The sequence below is a fragment of the Gluconacetobacter brunescens genome (assembly GCF_048695475.1).
Lineage (GTDB): Bacteria > Pseudomonadota > Alphaproteobacteria > Acetobacterales > Acetobacteraceae > Gluconacetobacter.
In genome coordinates this window covers 694,780-710,610 of the sequence record NZ_JBLHEN010000002.1, presented here as the reverse complement: position 1 = coordinate 710,610, position 15,831 = coordinate 694,780, and the positions used below count along the sequence as shown (strand labels likewise).

At 70.6% G+C, this 15,831-nt stretch carries 15 protein-coding genes and 1 pseudogene; 12 read left to right on the top strand and 4 right to left on the bottom strand.

Annotated features, from left to right (window positions below):
* The first annotated feature begins 164 nt into the window (after positions 1–164).
* From ACMAUO_RS15510 to ACMAUO_RS15470, 9 genes and pseudogenes are all read left to right on the top strand, one after another.
* Positions 165–1,634 (top strand): leucyl aminopeptidase, encoded by a 1,470-nt coding sequence (locus tag ACMAUO_RS15510; protein ID WP_420358288.1) that lies wholly within the window; start codon positions 165–167, stop codon positions 1,632–1,634.
* A gap of 30 nt (positions 1,635–1,664) precedes the next feature.
* Positions 1,665–2,114 (top strand): DNA polymerase III subunit chi, encoded by a 450-nt coding sequence (locus ACMAUO_RS15505; RefSeq protein WP_420357842.1) that lies wholly within the window; start codon positions 1,665–1,667, stop codon positions 2,112–2,114.
* Between the two features lie 25 nt (positions 2,115–2,139).
* Positions 2,140–2,994 carry an aldo/keto reductase gene (locus ACMAUO_RS15500; protein WP_420357841.1) on the top strand — a complete coding sequence of 285 codons (855 nt, stop codon included), beginning with the start codon at positions 2,140–2,142 and terminating at the stop codon, positions 2,992–2,994.
* A gap of 70 nt (positions 2,995–3,064) precedes the next feature.
* Complete coding sequence (locus tag ACMAUO_RS15495; protein WP_420357840.1) at positions 3,065–4,837, top strand: hypothetical protein; 1,773 nt, start codon at positions 3,065–3,067, stop codon at positions 4,835–4,837.
* A complete protein-coding gene (locus ACMAUO_RS15490; RefSeq protein ID WP_420357839.1) occupies positions 4,834–5,787 on the top strand; it encodes a hypothetical protein in 954 nt (317 codons plus the stop codon). Before ACMAUO_RS15495 ends, ACMAUO_RS15490 begins: the two co-directional genes overlap by 4 nt.
* Positions 5,787–6,341, top strand: coding sequence for a hypothetical protein (locus tag ACMAUO_RS15485; protein WP_420357838.1), 555 nt, complete (start codon positions 5,787–5,789; stop codon positions 6,339–6,341). Before ACMAUO_RS15490 ends, ACMAUO_RS15485 begins: the two co-directional genes overlap by 1 nt.
* Entirely contained in the window at positions 6,338–7,501 is a 1,164-nt protein-coding gene (locus ACMAUO_RS15480; RefSeq protein ID WP_420357837.1) for a hypothetical protein, read from the top strand. The genes ACMAUO_RS15485 and ACMAUO_RS15480 overlap by 4 nt, the downstream gene beginning before the upstream one ends.
* On the top strand, positions 7,498–9,009 hold the full coding sequence (locus ACMAUO_RS15475; protein ID WP_420357836.1) for an NADH-quinone oxidoreductase subunit D-related protein: 1,512 nt from the start codon (positions 7,498–7,500) through the stop codon (positions 9,007–9,009). Before ACMAUO_RS15480 ends, ACMAUO_RS15475 begins: the two co-directional genes overlap by 4 nt.
* A gap of 14 nt (positions 9,010–9,023) precedes the next feature.
* A pseudogene (locus ACMAUO_RS15470) lies at positions 9,024–9,464 on the top strand (NADH-quinone oxidoreductase subunit B family protein); the annotation flags it as partial.
* Here the strand turns inward: ACMAUO_RS15470 and ACMAUO_RS15465 are convergent.
* From ACMAUO_RS15465 to ACMAUO_RS15455, 3 genes are all read right to left on the bottom strand, one after another.
* Positions 9,356–10,315 carry a CDP-alcohol phosphatidyltransferase family protein gene (locus ACMAUO_RS15465; protein WP_420357835.1) on the bottom strand — a complete coding sequence of 320 codons (960 nt, stop codon included), beginning with the start codon at positions 10,313–10,315 and terminating at the stop codon, positions 9,356–9,358. The pseudogene ACMAUO_RS15470 and the gene ACMAUO_RS15465 sit on opposite strands and share 109 nt — an antisense overlap.
* A gap of 20 nt (positions 10,316–10,335) precedes the next feature.
* The gene (locus ACMAUO_RS15460) at positions 10,336–11,013 is read right to left on the bottom strand and encodes a phosphatidylserine decarboxylase (RefSeq protein WP_420357834.1); all 678 of its coding nucleotides are present in this window, start codon (positions 11,011–11,013) and stop codon (positions 10,336–10,338) included.
* 74 nt (positions 11,014–11,087) lie between these two features.
* Positions 11,088–11,813, bottom strand: coding sequence for a class I SAM-dependent methyltransferase (locus ACMAUO_RS15455; protein ID WP_420358287.1), 726 nt, complete (start codon positions 11,811–11,813; stop codon positions 11,088–11,090).
* A gap of 72 nt (positions 11,814–11,885) precedes the next feature.
* On the opposite strand from ACMAUO_RS15455, the gene gloB reads away from it, so the two are divergent.
* The 3 genes from gloB (at position 11,886) to ACMAUO_RS15440 (ending at position 14,997) form a co-directional block, all read left to right on the top strand.
* Positions 11,886–12,614 (top strand): hydroxyacylglutathione hydrolase, encoded by a 729-nt coding sequence (gene gloB, locus ACMAUO_RS15450; RefSeq protein ID WP_420357833.1) that lies wholly within the window; start codon positions 11,886–11,888, stop codon positions 12,612–12,614.
* Between the two features lie 179 nt (positions 12,615–12,793).
* Complete coding sequence (locus ACMAUO_RS15445; RefSeq protein WP_420357832.1) at positions 12,794–14,329, top strand: MDR family MFS transporter; 1,536 nt, start codon at positions 12,794–12,796, stop codon at positions 14,327–14,329.
* A 236-nt stretch (positions 14,330–14,565) separates the two neighbouring features.
* Positions 14,566–14,997 carry a hypothetical protein gene (locus tag ACMAUO_RS15440; RefSeq protein WP_420357831.1) on the top strand — a complete coding sequence of 144 codons (432 nt, stop codon included), beginning with the start codon at positions 14,566–14,568 and terminating at the stop codon, positions 14,995–14,997.
* 71 nt (positions 14,998–15,068) lie between these two features.
* On the opposite strand, the gene ACMAUO_RS15435 is transcribed toward ACMAUO_RS15440, so the two are convergent.
* On the bottom strand, positions 15,069–15,824 hold the full coding sequence (locus ACMAUO_RS15435) for a GolD/DthD family dehydrogenase (protein ID WP_420357830.1): 756 nt from the start codon (positions 15,822–15,824) through the stop codon (positions 15,069–15,071).
* Positions 15,825–15,831 lie beyond the last annotated feature (7 nt).

Below are 15,831 nucleotides of genomic sequence, written 5' to 3'. Positions count from 1 at the left end.
CTCGCGGCCGCGCGTCATGCGCCTTTTCTCGGGGCCCCGGCCTTTCGGCGGCAGCGCGCGGGGGCGTGCTTTGGACAGATGGGCTGGCATGCGGCATGCTGCGACACCTGTTCCGGGGCCAGGGCGCCACCCTGTCCGACCGATCGTTGCGGAGTATCAGCGCCATGTTGCAGACCGGCTTTTCCGACGTCACCCTTCCCGTCGATGGTGTTCTGGCCATTCTGGTGCCAGAGGATGGGCCGCGCCCGGCTTCCTATCTCGCGGCCGACCGGGCGACCGGCGGCGCGCTGGAGCGCGCGGTCGAGGCGGCGTCGTTCACGTTCGGCGCCGGCCGCACCTGCATGCTGCTGGCGCCGGGGGGCGGGTTCGACCGGGTTCTTCTGGTCGGCCTGGGCAAGGTGGCCGAGATCGGTGCCCGCGTCGTGGAGAACGCGGCGGGAGCCGCTGTCACGGCGCTGGGCAAGCTGGCTGTTACGGCGCGCATCGCGGCCGATGGTGTCGAGCCAGCGTTGGTGGCTCATGTCGCGCAGGGAGCGACGCTGGCGGCCTTCCGCTTCGACAGTTACCACACCCGGCTGCCCGAGGATGCGCGCTGGCGCCTCACGGAAATCACGATCCTGACCTCGGACATCGCACTGGCCGAGGCCGCGTGGGCGGATCTGCTGGCTGTCGCGAAAGGTGTCTATCTGGCCCGCGACCTGGTCAGCGAACCCGCGAACGTGCTGCGTCCGCCCGAATTCGCGACCCGCATCGAGGCATTGCGCGATCTGGGGGTCGAAATCGAGATCCTGGATCGCGATGCCATGGCCGAACTGGGGTTCGGTGCGCTGCTGGGAGTCGCGCAGGCGAGCGACGCGCCGCCCCGTACGGTGCTGATGCGCTGGAATGGCGCCGGCGACGATTCGGCGCCGCTGGCCTTCGTCGGCAAGGGCGTGACCTTCGATTCCGGCGGTATCTCGATCAAGCCGGCCGGTGGCATGGAGGAGATGAAGACCGACATGGCCGGTGCCGCCGCCGTGGTGGGGCTGATCGCGGCGCTTGCCGGCCGCAAGGCGCGGGTCAATGTCGTGGGCGCCGTCGGGCTGGTGGAGAACATGCTGGCCGGCAACGCCCAGCGGCCGGGCGATGTGGTGCGGACCTATTCCGGGCAGACGGTCGAGGTGATCAATACCGATGCCGAGGGACGGCTGGTACTGGCCGACGTGCTGTGGTACGTGCAGGAGCGCTTCAAGCCGCGCCTGATGGTCGATCTGGCGACGCTGACCGGGGCGATCGTCGTCGGGCTGGGGCATGAATATGCCGGCCTGTTCTCCAATGATGATGCGCTGGCCGGTCGGCTGGCGGCGGCGGGCGAGGAAACGGGCGAACTGCTGTGGCGCATGCCGCTGTCCGATGCCTATCGCGACGCGCTGCGCTCGGATATCGCGGATTTCAAGAATGTCGGTGGCCGGCCGGGCGGTTCGATCACGGCGGCGAAATTCCTGGAGCATTTCGTCAATCAGGTGCCCTGGGCCCATCTGGACATTGCCGGCACCGCCTGGGCCAAGAAGACCGTGCATTGCACGCCCAAGGGCGCCACGGGCTTCGGCGTGCGCCTGCTGGAGCGCTTCGTGCGGGAAAATCACGAAGGGTGAGGCGAGGCTGAGGCGGGATCGCGGCGCGCCATGGCGGAAATCGGCTTCTATCATCTGACGCGGACCAGCGTGGACCAGGCGCTGCCGGCCCTGCTGGGCCGGACGCTGGAAGCCGGGCGGCGTGCCGTCCTGCGTTGTGGCGACGTGCAGCGGGTCAAGGCGATGGACGAGGCCCTGTGGCGCTCCACCGACCCCGTCTGGCTGCCGCATGGCAGCGCCGCGATGGGACACGGGCCGTTGCAGCCGATCTGGCTGACGGTGGGAGAGGACGTGCCGAACGGGGCGACCTACCTGTTCCTGATCGATGGGGTGAACTGCCCCGATGCTGCGGCGTTCGAGCGGGTGTTCGATCTGTTCGATGGTGGCGACCCGGATGCCGTGGAAGCGGCCCGCCGGCGGTGGACCCTTGCCCGCGAGGCCGGGCATACGCTGGTCTACTGGCGGCAGCAGGCAAAAGGATGGAGCCGGGGAGGCCGCTGAGAGGTTGCGAGGAGGACCGCGCGGCATGATGAATTCCGTATCGTTTCCGGGTGGCACGCGCCTGCCGGCGCTGGGGATGGGCACCTGGGCGTTGGGCGACAGTGCCGAGCGCCGTGCGCAGGAGATCGCCAGCCTGCGGCTGGGCCTGGATCTGGGGCTGCGGGTGGTCGATACCGCCGAGATGTACGGCGCCGGGCGGTCGGAGCGGCTGGTGGGCGAGGCGATCGCCGGTCGGCGGGACGAGGTCTTCCTGGTCACGAAGGTCCTGCCGTCCAACGCTTCGCGTGCCGGAGTGGCGGCCAGTTGCCGGGCGTCGTTGCGGCGGTTGGGCACTGACCGGATCGATCTGTACCTGCTGCACTGGCGGGGCGCCGTGCCGCTGGAGGAAACGATCGGCGCCTTCGAGAAGCTCAAGCGGGAGGGGCTGATCGGCGCCTGGGGGGTGTCGAATTTCGATGTCGGGGATCTGGACGATCTGGCACGCGTTGCCTCGCCCGACCCCTGTGCCGCCAATCAAATTCTTTACAGCCTGGATTATCGCGGGGTGGAGTTCGACCTGCTGGAGGCGGACCGACGGCGGTCCATCGTGACCATGGCCTATTCTCCGCTTGGGCAGGGCGGCGACCTGCTGCGCCAGCCGGTGTTGCAGCGGATCGCGGGAGAGCACGAGACCAGCCTGGGGCCTGCCACGCCCGCCCAGGTGGCGCTGGCCTGGGTGCTGCGGCAGCCGGGCATGCTGGCGATTCCTAAGGCGGGCAGCCCGCAGCATCAGCGCGAGAATGTCGCGGCGACCGAACTGGTGCTGACACCGCATGACCTGGAGGCGATCGACCGGTCGATCCCGCCACCGCGCCGCAAGGTCCCTCTCGCCATGATCTGAGCGGCGTGGTTTGATGGGGGTTCGATCGGACCCGTGATTCGGGGATGGGGCCATCCTGCCGCTGTTTCTCATGCTTGTGCTGTCGGTGCTGCTGCTGGACGGCCTGATGCCCCGGTTCGCGGTGCCCCAGGCGGTGCGGGCGGGGTGGGGGCTGGCCCTCGTTCTGGCGTTGGCGATGGCCTGCCTGCCTCCCGGGTTGGCCCTGATCGCGGGCTATCCATCGGGGCCGGTGGCCCTGTTGCGGGTCGATGCGCTCTCGCTGCCCTTTGTGCTGATCCTGTCGGTGGCCGGTCTGGCCTCGGGTGCGCGGACGCCGGTGCTGGCGGGGGCGGCACTGATGGTCGGAACCGGCAATCCAGTCCTGTTCTGCGTCGGCGCGGCGGGGGTGCTGCCCCTCCTGCGGGCGGAGGGAGCCGTGCCACGTGGCATGGTGGCCTGGGGGAGTGCGGGGATTGCGGTGGCCACTGCCCTGCTGTCGGGTTCGGGCGGTTGGCGGCTGATTGTGCTGCCGTTTCCCGTTCTGCTGGCCGCTTCGGCGCTGATGGGGTTGTCGCTCCGGCCGCTGTCTGGCGCGCGGCATGGGGCGCCCGTCGGGGTGGCGCATCTGGCCGGGCTGGTGACCGGACTCTGCCTTGCGGTGCGGATGCTGGTCGACTGGCCGGTGGCGCCGGTCGGCGCCATGTGGGGCGGTGGCCTGAGCGTTGCGGGGCTGGTGCTGGCGCTGGCGGGATGCTGGCGGGCCCTGGGCGCGCGCGATGCCGGACGTGTGGTGGCCGGCATGCTGAATGGATGGGGCGGTCTGGCGCTTTTGCTGGTCGGCCTGGTGGTTACCGGGCGTGCGGATGACCTGCCGCTGCTGGCGCTGGGGGCATTTCGCGCCCTGATGCTGCTGGTGGGGGGAGTGGGGCTGGCGGTCCTGGCCGCGATCCTGACCCTGGCGCGGATCGCCGAGGCGGCGGGTTCGCTGGGACTGGCGCGTGTCGGCGGGCTTGCGGCCCTGATGCCGAAGGCGTCGGCGCTGCTGGCCCTGGCGCTGGCCGGGTCCTGTGCGCTGCCGCCGTTCGGCGGGTTTGCGGTGGCGTGGCTGCTGGTTCAATCGCTGCTGGCGCTGCCGCGTGCCGAGGGGCTGGCGGGGGCGATGCCGCTGCTGGCGGTGCTGGCCGGGGTAGGGCTGGTCTGCGGGCTGCTGATCCTGGCGGCGGCGCGCCTGTTGGCCTGCCTGGTGCTGGGGCGGCCGCGCACGCCGCGCGCCGCCGGTGCGACCGACCCTGAATCGGGACGACTGGCCGTGCCGGCTGCTTGCCTGGGTGGGGCGGTGGGCGTGGTGCTGGTGCCCGGGTTCTGGTTGTGGCTGACGCGGGGGGCGGGTTGGGCCGCCGCCGGCCTGAGGGGGCCGATTCCATCAGGCGCGCGTCCGGACTGGCTGGCGCTTGCCGCGCCGGGTGGTGGTGGCGTGCTGTATCCGATCGGCATCGTTGCGCTGCTGGCGCTGGCGGGCGGGCTGGTGCTGGCATTGTCGCGTCTGGCGGGCACGGTGCCGTCACGCCCGGTGCCGGCCTGGATGGAAGGGGCGCCGCCATCGCCGCCCTGGATGCCGTTCGGCGAGCCGGCGGCGCAGGCCGGGCCGGCGCAGTTTACCGGTGCGCTGGCCTGGGGCATGGGGGGGCGGCGCCCGGTTCGGCGCGTGATCCGGCGGGTGGTTCGCAGGGTTCGGGATCGTGGCAGCCGGGTGTCGACGCTGATGGAGGCCGGGGTGGCCTGGGTGGCGCGCCATGCCATGGGGCTGGTGCTGCTGTGGCTGGCTGTGGCGGCGCTGGTCCGGATGTGGGGCCGTTCGGGATGATGGCGTGGGCGATGATTTCGGCGGCGATGGCCGGGAGTGTGCTGCTGGTCGTGCATCTTGTGCTGATGGTTGCTTGCGCGCCCGTCGTGCGTGGCCTGGTGGTGGCCGGCGTGGCGCGGGTGGGTGGTGGGGAACCGGTGCCGGTGCTGGCCCGCTGGAGGCTGATCCTGTCCCGCGTGCGTGGGCATGGGGTGCGCGCTGCCGGTGGCGCGGAGATCGTGCCCGCGATGGCGCTGGCGGTCGCGCTGGCGGCTTGCTTGCTGGTGCCGTCCTTCGCGCTGGGCCTGCCGGGGGCCGGGCTTTCGGACCTGCTGACGGTGTCGGGCCTGCTGGTGCTGGCCCGCCTGCTGCCCCTGCTGGCGGCGCTGGAGGCGGGTAGCGCACGGGCCGGGCTGGCCGCGGCCGGCGACATGGTGGCGCTGGTGGCGATGCAGGCGGTTTTTCCGCTGGCGGTGGCTGCTGCGGTGATGGCGACCGGACATGGGGGGATCGACGCGCTGCTGATGCGTCTGCGCGAGCCCGACCTGGGGAGCGGGCGGGTGTCGGCCATGCTGCTGGCCGTCGCCATGCTGCTGGCGGGGCCGGATATCGGCCCGGGTGATGATGCGCGCGCGGCGGACAGGATGCTCGATCTGGGCGGGCGCGGCCGTGCCGCCATGGAGTTGGCGCGGGACCTGGTGCTGCTGGCCTGGATCACGTTGGCGGGCGATCTGGCGTGGCCCGGGGGACTGACGATGCCGCAGGCCGGTGCCCTGTTGCCGGCGGCCGCGTCGTTGCCGGGCGCCATTGTGGCGTGGCTGGCGCGGACGGGGGTGATCTGTGCCGGAATCGTCGGGGCGCGGGTGGTGGTGATGGGCTCGGTGCGGGGAACGCGCGGCCGGCTGGTGCTGGCGCTGCTGTTCGCGACGCTGGCGGTGGTGGTGCTGTTCGCGGATCAGGAGGGCGTGTGATGGCATCGCCGCTTCCCGGGCTGCTGATCGCGGCCTCTGTCGTGCTGTCGGGCCTGCGCTGGGCGTTGCCCTGGCAGGCCGGGCTGGTGGTCCTGACGCTGCTGGCGGGGGCGCTGGATGCCGGTGGCCCGGTGCGCCCCTGCCTGGCGGCGCTGTTCGTGGTGGCGGGGACGGCGGCGCTCGTCTGGGGGCTGGCGCGGCTGGAGGACAGGGCGCCGATGCCGGGGGAGCGGATATCGGGGGTCGGTGGTGGCCTGATGCTGACGATCCTGGCCGTGCTGGCGGTGCCGCGCGGGCTGGTCGATGCCGTGACCCGGCCGGACCTGATCGCGGCGCTGGTGGCGATTCTCTGCGGCGTTCTGGCTACCGCGGTCCGGCGTTCGGTGGTGGGGCAGTGCGCGGGGCTGGCGGGGGCCGTGAATGGATTGCTGTTGCTGGCCGGCCTTGGCGGGCGGGACGCGGTGCTGGCGGGGGCGGTGGCCTTGCAGGCGGCGCAGCTGGTGGTTGCCTTCGTCTGTCTGCGCCGCATTGCCTGGGGACGGGAACTGACGTGAGCGTGGCCGCTGTTTCGTCCCCGATGCTGTCGCTGCCGGTGTTGATGCCGCTGGCGCTGTGCTGGCCGTTTCTCTCGATGGGCGTGCTGGCCGCATGCTCGCCGGCCTCGGCGCGGGCGGCGGCGATCGGACTGTCGGCGATCGGGCTGGGGCTGGCCGTTCTGGCGGTGGCGGCGCGGAGCGTCTGGCCGGCCACGCCGTTCGGTGTTCCGGCCGGTTCGCTGGGGCTTCTGCTGCCCTTGCCGCTGGTGGCGCTGTTTGTGGCCAGCCTGTCGGCCGACGCGGTGCCGGCCCGGCGGGGGGCGAGCGTGCTGACCCATGGGCTGGCCGGTGGCGCGGTTGCCGCCACCGCGTGCGCCGATCCGCTCTCCGGCGCGGTCGCGGTGGGCGGGGTGGCGATGCTGGTGGCGCTGGCGACCGCCGTGACGCGCGGCGCGGCGCGGGCGGGGTGGGACCTTTTTCGCCTCAGCCTGTCCGGCATCCTGCTGGCGGTGCCCGGTGCCGCGCTGCTGGCGGCGTCTGACGCGGCGGGGCGGCTGGAGGGGCTGGCCGGCCTGTTGCTGACGGTCGGGTTGGGAACCGTGGCGGGGTTGGGCCCGGCCGCGCCGGTCGTGCTGGCGGCCGGCGATGCGGCGGCGCCCATGGCCCTGGCGCCGGTCATGACCGCCGTGCCGGTATTGCGCCATCTGGCGGAAGGCCCCGACCGGATGGGCGTGATGGCGCTGGGGCTGGTGACGGTGTGGCTGATGGCGCTGTCCCTCCGCGTTGCGCCGGCGGGGCGGCGTGGCCGGCTGTCGGTGGGACTGGCGATCGGCCTGGCGGCGATGGCGGCCGGGGCCGGTGGCGCCGCCGGGCAGGTGGGGCTGGTGGCGCTGCTGCTGTCGGTCGCCCTGCTGGGGCCGCTGGCGCGGCAGGGGGCGGCGTTCGGCCGGGCGGCGCCGCTGGTTTATGCGCCGTTTCTGCCGTTCGGGGGGTTTGTGCTGACGCTGGTGGCGCTGTGCGATGCGGCGCCCCTGCTGGTGTTTCCGGCGGCGGTTGGTGTGGCGGTCGGTAGTCCGGGGCCTGTCGGTGGCGCCTTGCGGGCCGGCTGGCTCGGGAAGGGCGTGGGCGTGTTGCTGCTGGCTGGTCTGGTGGGAGTGGTGCTGTGGGGCTGGCGATGATGGTTCGCGCCGAAGCTGATCCGTCTCCATGGAGTGCCGCCGCGCTGATCCGGCGAGGGGAGGCTGAAGCGGGTGCTTGGCGCTTCCGGCTGGACGAGGAAGGCTGGCGGGATCTGGCGGAGGCCCTGCGGCATGATCCGCTTCCGTTCGTGACCCTGTGGGCCGATGGGCGGGATGTGCATGCGCTGTTTCTCGATGGCGGCGAACGCCCGTTGGTGGCGAGTATCGAACCCTATGGCGGCCGCTATCTGGGGCTGTCTCCGGTGCGTCCCGCAGCCGCGCCGTTCGAACGCTGCGTGCAGGATCTGTGGGGATTTTCGGCGATGGACGCGCGGGATTCGCGCCCGTGGCTGGATCAGGGGGTGTGGACCGCGACCTGGCCGCTGAGTGACCGGCCGGGCCCGGTCGCCTGGCCGCCCGAACCGCCGGATTTTCGGCCGGTGCCGGCGGATTCCATGATTCTGGGCAGTGGGCCGGCCGATGGCGGGCATCATGCGCCCGGCCATCTGCGCCTGGCGCTGGATGGCGGGGGCGTGGTTGGGCAGGCGGAATGGCGCCTGGGCTACGCGCATCGCGGCGTGATGGCCCGGCTGCCGGGGCTGGATGCCGATGGGGCCGTCCGCCTGGCCGGGCGGGTTGTCGCCGGCGCGTCGGTTGCCCATCAATCGGCGCTGTGCCGGGCGATCGAGAGTGCGGTGGGGCAGGGGGCCGATGTGGCCACGACGCGCTCGCGCGTGCTGCTGGCGGAAATCGAACGGGCGGCGACCCATCTGCACGACCTGTCGCGCGTGGCGCGGGCGGCCGGGGCGGCGGCGCTGGCGGCGGAATGCGAGCGGGTGCGCGAGGCGATCCTGGAGCAGTGTGGCCGGGTTGGCGGCCATCGGTTGCTGATGGACCGCGTCAGTCCTGGCGGGGCGGGCGATCCGGCGATGGACGATGCGGCGGCCGCCATGGCGGTCGGGGTGGCCGATCTGCTGGAAGCGGCGCGGGACCGGCTGGTGCGGTGTCGGGCGTGGCCGGGGCTGGAGATGCGTATCGTCGGTGTTGGTGTGCTGGAATTGGTGGCGGCGCGGACGTTGGGCGTGGGCGGCGTCGTTGGCCGGGCGTCGGGGCGCGAGGAGGATCTGCGCCGGCTGGTGCCGGGCTATCGGCGCGAGTGGCTGGATAGCGGCGTGCGGCGCGGTGGCGATGTGGCGGCGCGCATCGACCTTCGGCTGACGGAACTGGGCAGCGTCGCGCGGGTGTTGCGGGCGGCGGAGGGGAGCGCGCCGGCCGTGGCGCGGGCGCTGCCGGGCGTCGGCGAGGGCGTGGGGTGCGCCGAGGGGCCGCGCGGGGCGGTCTGGTATTGGGTGCGGATCGTGGAAGGGCGTGTTGCGGCGGCGCATGTGTGCGACCCCGCGCTGGCGTTGGCGAGTGCGCTGGAGCATGTGCTGGTCGGCTCGCGGGCCGAGGATGTGGCGATGATCGTGCGCTCGTTCGGCCTGTCGGCCGCCGGTGCGGATCTTTAGGCGGGAGACGGGGCTTGGCGCTGCTGCGTGCGATCTTGACGCGGGGATTCCGGCCCGCGATCCGCCTGCCTTCCGTGGGGGCGGTGGCGGTGTTTCACGTGGATACCGGTGGGTGCGAGGGGTGCGCGATGGAGGTTTCGGCGCTGGATGGCGCGGCCTATGCGTTGCCCCGGACGGGTGTGCGTTTCGTGACCACGCCGCGCCTGGCGGATGTGCTGCTGGTGACCGGGCCGCTGACCCGCGCCATGGCCCCGGTGCTGGAGGCGGCATGGCATGGCATGCCCGACCGGAAGGCCCTGGTGGCGGTTGGGGCCTGCGCGATCGACGGTGGCCCGTTCGGGGAGAATTATGCGGTTCTGGGTGGGCTGGAGGGGCGGGCGCCGCTGGATGCGTCGATCCCCGGCTGTCCGCCTTCGCCGGCGGCCATCGTGGCCGGGCTGGCCGGGCTGCTGGGAGTGTCGGGATTGTCTTCCTCGGCCTGAAGGGCCAGGGCTTCCTGCTTCAGGCGGTGGAAGCTGCGGCGGCTCAGCGGCAGCAGGGCGATGTAGATGACGCCGGCGGCGGCCAGCGCGCCCCACGGGTCGGCGACCAGTACGGCGGCATAGGCGCCGGTGCCCAGCATCAGCGGCAGCACGTAGATTGACGGGACCTTGAAGTTCTTGAACGACCAGACGGGCAGCGTGGAGACCAGCAGGAACGCGGTGAAGCTGAGCGTCAATGCCGGCAGGATGGGCAGGCGGGTCATGTCATAAAGCTGGTTCCAGCCCAGCTTGTGGGCCTCCAGGCCCAGGAACAGCGGAAACAGCGCCAGCCCCGCGCCGGCGGGGGCGGGAACGCCGGTGAAGAAATTGCTGGCGTATTTGGGCTTGTCGGTATCGTCGAGGCTGGCGTTGAAGCGGGCCAGGCGCAATGCCATGCACACGGTGAACATGATGCAGGGCAGGTAGCCGTAGCGCCCGGCGTCGCGCAACGCCCACAGATACAGGACGAAGCCCGGCGCCACGCCGAAGCACAGGAAATCGGACAGGCTGTCGAATTCCGCGCCGAAGCGGCTGGTGCCGCGCAGCAGGCGGGCGATCCGGCCGTCCAGCCCGTCGATGCATGCCGCGATCAGCAGGGCCACCGCCGCGTCGCCGAACCGGTCGTCGAGCGCGAAGCGCATGCCCGTCAGCCCCGCGCACAGGCCCAGCATCGTCATGATGTTGGGGATCAGCCGGTTGAAGGACGGGCCGCGAACGCGGGGCCGCCGCCTGCGGATCAGCCGGCGCCGCCGCCGCGGTGCGGCGGGGGCGGAGGACGGGGGCATGTCGGGCAGCGCCATCGGGATCAGAGACGCGCCATGACCGTTTCGCCGCCGATCATGGTCTGGCCGGCCGTGACCAGCGGTTCCACGCCCGGCGGCAGGTACAGGTCGGTGCGCGAGCCGAAGCGGATCAGGCCGAAGCGTTCGCCGGCCTCGTAGGTCATGCCTTCCTCGGCATCGCACAGGATGCGGCGGGCGATCAGCCCCGCGATCTGCACCACCGCCAGGTTGCGCCCGTCTTCCAGCGTCAGGCGCAGGGCGTTGCGCTCGTTGAGTTCCGACGCCTTGTCGAGGCTGGCGTTGAGGAACTGGCCGGGGTGATAGGCCACGCGCGTGACCGTGCCGGCGGCGGGCATGCGGTTGACGTGCACGTCCAGCACCGACAGGAAGGTGGCGATGCGCCAGACCGGGGTGTCGCCCATGTCCAGCGACGCGGGGGGCGCGATCTTTTCCACCGACACCACGCGGCCGTCGGCCGGGGCGACCGCCAGGTGCGGGTCGGCCGGGGGCACGCGCTCCGGGTCGCGGAAGAAATAGAGGCAGAAGCCGAAGAACAGCCCCGCCGCGCGGCTCAGCCAGCGGGCCGGGCGCCAGGGCAGGAGCCGGGCCGCCACCGCGGTGGCGCCCGACGCCAGAAGAAAGGGACGGGCTGCCGGATGCGGCCGCGCGAGGACGAGCTTGATGGACTGGATCAGGGACATAGGCCGAGCTTCATGAGGTTTGCGGGGGAATGGGTCAAGCGTGGCGGCCAGTGTGGCATGGATCGGGGGGCCGGTCAGCCGGGTTCGTAGATCCGTCTTGGCGCGCGGATCAGGGCGGGGGCGGTCAGGGCCGGCACGCCGGAATAGACATCCTTGACCGCCTCGATGACGAACACGCCGCCCAGTTGCGGCAGCAGCATGTGGCCGGCATTTTCGGCCAGCGCGCCGGCGCGGCGATGCCCGGCCCCCGGCGGGGGCATGAACAGCGCGCCGTCATGGCGTTCGGCGCACAGGAAGGCCTGCGACAGGCGCCGCGCGATCTGGCGGGCGGAAAAGGGCTCGCCCTGGCCGAAGGGCGTGCCGTCGGAATGGGCCCACCAGCCGGCCCGGTTGGGCACCACCAGCAGTAGGCGGCCATGATCCTTCATGACTTTCCACACCGAACGGATCAGCGCGTCAGGCCGCTGGGTGACTTCCAGCGCGTGGACCAGCAGCACCCGGTCGAAGGACAGGTCGGGGAAGGGCAGGCGGTCTCCGGCCACCAGGCAGTCGCGCACGCCCTCGGGCGTGGCGGCGGGGGCTTCGCGGGTGACGGGGGTGTTCAGGCGGGCCGAGATGCAGGGCGTGCCGTCCGGCCGGGCCCAGAGCGGCAGGAAGGGCTGGGTATAGCCCAGGCCCAAGATCCGGTCGCTGCCCGTGCGGGGCCAGAAGGCCTGCATGCGGTGCCGCAGCAGCCGGGCGGTGTTCTCACCCGCCCCGCTCGCATAGAATCTGGCCGCGGTGCAGATATCGTCTTGCATCACGCCTGATTAGCACAAACTGTTGGAGAATGCCGGGATGCCCCGGCGCCGCGTACGAGACGGAGACAGATCATGGTGCTTGCCATTCGCCCGGTCCCGATCCTGACCGACAATTATGCCTGGCTGCTGCGCGACGAGGAAAGCGGCGCCACGGCGCTGGTCGACCCCGCCGAGGAGGCGCCGCTGGTCGCGGCCGTGGAGGCGGCCGGCGGCCGGCTGGACCAGATTTTCCTGACGCATCATCATGCCGATCATGTGGCGGCGACGGATGCCCTGCGCAAGCGCTACGGGGCAATTGTGACCGGCGCGGCGGCCGACGCCTACCGCCTGCCGATGCTGGACCAGGCGGTGAATGACGGTGACGGCGTGACGCTGGGCGAGTCCATCGGCACCGTGATGGAGACGCCGGGCCATACGCGCGGGCATGTGGCATATTATTTTCCGCTGACGCCGGCGCTGTTCTGCGGCGACACGCTGTTCAGCCTGGGCTGCGGGCGGCTGTTCGAAGGCACGCCGGAGGAGATGTTCCATTCGCTGCGCCGGATCGCCGCCCTGCCGGATGCGACGCTGGTCTGCTGCGGGCATGAATATACCCAGTCCAACGCGCGCTTCGCGCTGGCGGTCGACCCCGACAATGCGGCGTTGCGCGAGCGGGTGGCCGAGATCGACAGTCTGCGGGCCGAGGGGCGGCCGACCGTGCCGGTACGGTTGGGGGTGGAGAAACGCACCAATCCGTTCCTGCGCGCGCCCGATGTGGCGGCGTTCGCGCGGCTGCGGCGGGAAAAGGACGGCTTTCGCTGAGGGGCCGTTTCAAACGCCCCGCCGGCGGCGGAAGATGGCCGTGCGCGTGATCACATCGATGCCCGAAGGTAGCGGATCATTCGGGGGTTCGTGGTAGGGAACGGACGGACCGTTTGACCATGCCGCGCGCCGCCCCCTGGCGGCGACAGGACCCGTTTTTGATATCGCAGGATTTTTTCGTGCAGCTTTCCTCCACGGCGGCGACCGCGTCTGCCTATACGCCCGCGACACGCATTCTCGTCTTCATCGGCCTGATCCTGACCATGGTCATGGGGGCGCTCGACCAGAGCATCGTCTCGACCGCGCTGCCCACCATCGTCAGCGACCTGGGCGGCCTGGCCCATATGTCGTGGGTGGTGACGGCGTTCATGCTAACCGCCACCATCGCCACGCCGATGTACGGCAAGCTGTCCGACATGTTCGGCAGGCGCCCGCTGCTGGCATTCAGCATCGGCACCTTCCTGTCGGCCTCGCTGCTGTGCGGCATCGCCCAGGGCATGTGGCAGCTCATTCTTTTCCGGGGATTGCAGGGTGTCGGCGCCGGGGGGCTGATGACGTTGTCGCAGACGGTGATCGGCGACATGGTGGCGCCCCGCCTGCGCGGCCGCTACCAGGGCCTGTTTACCGGGGCGTTCGCCGTCAGCAGCGTGACGGGGCCGTTCCTGGGCGGGGTGCTGACCAGCGCCCTGTCCTGGCGGTGGGTATTTTTCGTCAATCTGCCGATCGGGCTGCTGGCCCTGTCGCTGATCATGCTGAGCCTGCCGGCGGGCCGGGCGGAGGCGAGGCCGCGGCTCGATTATCGCGGCGCCGCCCTTCTGAGCGTGGCGACGGCGGGTTTCCTGCTGCTGTTCAATTCGGTGGGCACTGCGCTGGCATGGACCTCGCCCCTTACCGTCTGCCTGCTCGGCGCCAGCGTGGCGGTGTTCGCCCTGTTCATCCGTCAGGAGCGGCGGGCGCCCGAACCGCTGGTCAATCTCGACCTGCTGCGGATTGCCGATTTTTCGGTGTGCGTCGCGGCGACCGGGATCATGTCCTTTGCCATGATGGGGTCCATGATCTTCCTGCCGCTCTATTATCAGCTCGTCCTCGGAGAGACCCCGGCGATGTCGGGCCTGATGATGCTGCCGCAGGTCGGGACCATGATGATCAGTTCGGTGCTGGGCGGCTATGTCTCGTCGAGAACGCAGCGTTATGAACTTCTGCTTGCCGTCGGCGTGGGTATCGAGTTCTCGGCGCTGACCCTGATTGCGTTCTGTGCCCATCACGGGGCGTCCGCGCCGTTCTTTCTGTTCAGCCTGGGCTGTCTCGGCGTGGGAATGGGGATCGGCATGCCCAATGCGACGGTCATCATCCAGAATTCCGTGCCGGGGGAGGCGCTGGGGATCGCGACCGCCATGATGGCCTTTATCCGGTCGCTGGGCGGGTCTCTCGGGGTGGCGCTCTCGGGTGGCGTGATGGCGCTGACCTTGCAGAACCGGCTGCATGCCCTGCCGGAGAAGATCGATGTCTCCGCGTTTCTGGAAAAGGGCATGATCGCCATTCAGGCGCTTTCTCCCGCAACGCGCGGGCAGGTCACCGAGGCTTACAAGGCAGCGATCAGCGCCAGCCTGAGTGTGAGCAGCAGCTTCATGTTCCTGGCATTCCTGATGATCGCGGCCCTTATGGTGCGCCAGTCACGGGCCGGGAAAGTGGCTTCGGACATCGTGCCGCATTGATCGGCTGAGTATTCAATGCCGCAACGCCAGTTTTCCGTGCATCGCATATCCGGAAAATGACGCGGCGGCACTATAAATTGCCGGAATGCGGCCACGAGACGAGATTCTGGGCAATTTCGGCGTATTTTCAGGGGTATGACGGCAGAGATATTCTGCGGGCACGCATTCGTGATGCCATCGCCGCCCAAGCGGAGCGTTGAGAGCTGCATGTGCTGCGTCAACGAAGGATTGCGATCATGATCGAAAAACCATCAGGTTCTCCTGACAGGAAATTTTCGCGCGACACGGAATTCGATACCATTGCCGATGCCCTGACCGGGGCCTCCGGGGATACTTCCGGCCTCATGAGTGTCATGATCGGTTGGTTGGGACGAGGCAACAGTCCCGATCGCGAGGCGGTGCGCGCGCGGGCGAAGGCTGGCGGCATCGCGGGACTTTGGAAGCGCTGGGAGGAGACACCGACCACCCGTCCGATCGGCGAGGATGTTGTGCTCACCCTGATTCCCGAAGCGGCGCTGGAGCGGTTTTCGCGTGAAACCGGTCTCTCGCACGATGCCGTCCTGACGGCGCTGACGAACATGCTGCCGCAACTCGCGCGCATGGACGAGATCCATCAGGTGCAGACTGAGCGCGCGCATGACGAGGCTGGTAAAGCGGCGGGCTCGTGAGGCGGCGATCCGGGCGAAATCGGAGGGCGAGGGCGGCTGTCTGACGATGGCCGCCCGCGCGCATTTCGCGGCTAACGGATCGTGTAGCCGCCGTCGACAACCAGGTTTTCGCCGTTGACCATCGCGGCGGCGTCGCTGACGAGGTAGGTGACCGCGCAGGCGATTTCGTCGGGTTGGGCGAAGCGGCCGGTGGGAACCTGGGCGCGGAAGGCGTCGCCAACGGGGCCGGACCAGACCTGCTTGCCGAGGTCGGTTTCGACCACCGTGGGGGAGATGGCGTTGGTGGTGACGCCGCGCGGGCCCCATTCGAAGGCGAGGACCTTCGTCAGGCCGAGGATGCCGGCCTTGCTGGCGGTGTAGGCCACATGGCCTTCGAGCGCGACCAGCGCCGCCTGGGAGGCGATGTTCACGATCCGGCCGAAGCCGTTGGCGCACATATGCGGGCCGAGGGTGCGCGCGAAGAGGAACGGCGCGCGCAGGTTGATGGACAGCGTGGTGTCCCATGCCTGGGTGGCGAGTTCGGCGGCGGGGGCGATCAGCGCGATTCCGGCATTGTTGACCAGGATGTCGATCGTTCCGGCCTGCTCGATGGCCGAGGCGCAGGCCCGGGTGATGGCGGCTTCGTCGGTGACGTCTGCCTCGATGCCGATATGGCCCGCGCCGAGGCGGGAGGCGGCTTCCGCGACGGTGGGGCTGCGGTCGACGAGGCAGAGGCGGGCACCCTGCTCCGCCAGCCTCTGCGCGATGGCGAAGCCGATGCCCGAGGCGCCGCCCGTGACCAGGGCGGTGCGGTTGCGCAGGGAGAAGAGTTCAGCGAACGGTTTCATTTTCCAT

Excerpts from the sequence above, each read along its gene's own strand:
- ACMAUO_RS15485 (WP_420357838.1), top strand. The coding sequence starts at position 5,787 with ATGGCATCGCCGCTTCCCGGGCTGCTGATCGCGGCCTCTGTCGTGCTG.
- gloB (WP_420357833.1), top strand. The coding sequence starts at position 11,886 with ATGGTGCTTGCCATTCGCCCGGTCCCGATCCTGACCGACAATTATGCC.
- ACMAUO_RS15460 (WP_420357834.1), bottom strand. The coding sequence starts at position 11,013 with ATGTCCCTGATCCAGTCCATCAAGCTCGTCCTCGCGCGGCCGCATCCG.
- ACMAUO_RS15495 (WP_420357840.1), top strand. The coding sequence starts at position 3,065 with ATGCTTGTGCTGTCGGTGCTGCTGCTGGACGGCCTGATGCCCCGGTTC.
- ACMAUO_RS15490 (WP_420357839.1), top strand. The coding sequence starts at position 4,834 with ATGATGGCGTGGGCGATGATTTCGGCGGCGATGGCCGGGAGTGTGCTG.
- ACMAUO_RS15465 (WP_420357835.1), bottom strand. The coding sequence starts at position 10,315 with ATGCCCCCGTCCTCCGCCCCCGCCGCACCGCGGCGGCGGCGCCGGCTG.
- ACMAUO_RS15505 (WP_420357842.1), top strand. The coding sequence starts at position 1,665 with ATGGCGGAAATCGGCTTCTATCATCTGACGCGGACCAGCGTGGACCAG.
- ACMAUO_RS15440 (WP_420357831.1), top strand. The coding sequence starts at position 14,566 with ATGATCGAAAAACCATCAGGTTCTCCTGACAGGAAATTTTCGCGCGAC.
- ACMAUO_RS15455 (WP_420358287.1), bottom strand. The coding sequence starts at position 11,813 with ATGCAAGACGATATCTGCACCGCGGCCAGATTCTATGCGAGCGGGGCG.
- ACMAUO_RS15475 (WP_420357836.1), top strand. The coding sequence starts at position 7,498 with ATGATGGTTCGCGCCGAAGCTGATCCGTCTCCATGGAGTGCCGCCGCG.
- ACMAUO_RS15435 (WP_420357830.1), bottom strand. The coding sequence starts at position 15,824 with ATGAAACCGTTCGCTGAACTCTTCTCCCTGCGCAACCGCACCGCCCTG.
- ACMAUO_RS15500 (WP_420357841.1), top strand. The coding sequence starts at position 2,140 with ATGATGAATTCCGTATCGTTTCCGGGTGGCACGCGCCTGCCGGCGCTG.
- ACMAUO_RS15510 (WP_420358288.1), top strand. The coding sequence starts at position 165 with ATGTTGCAGACCGGCTTTTCCGACGTCACCCTTCCCGTCGATGGTGTT.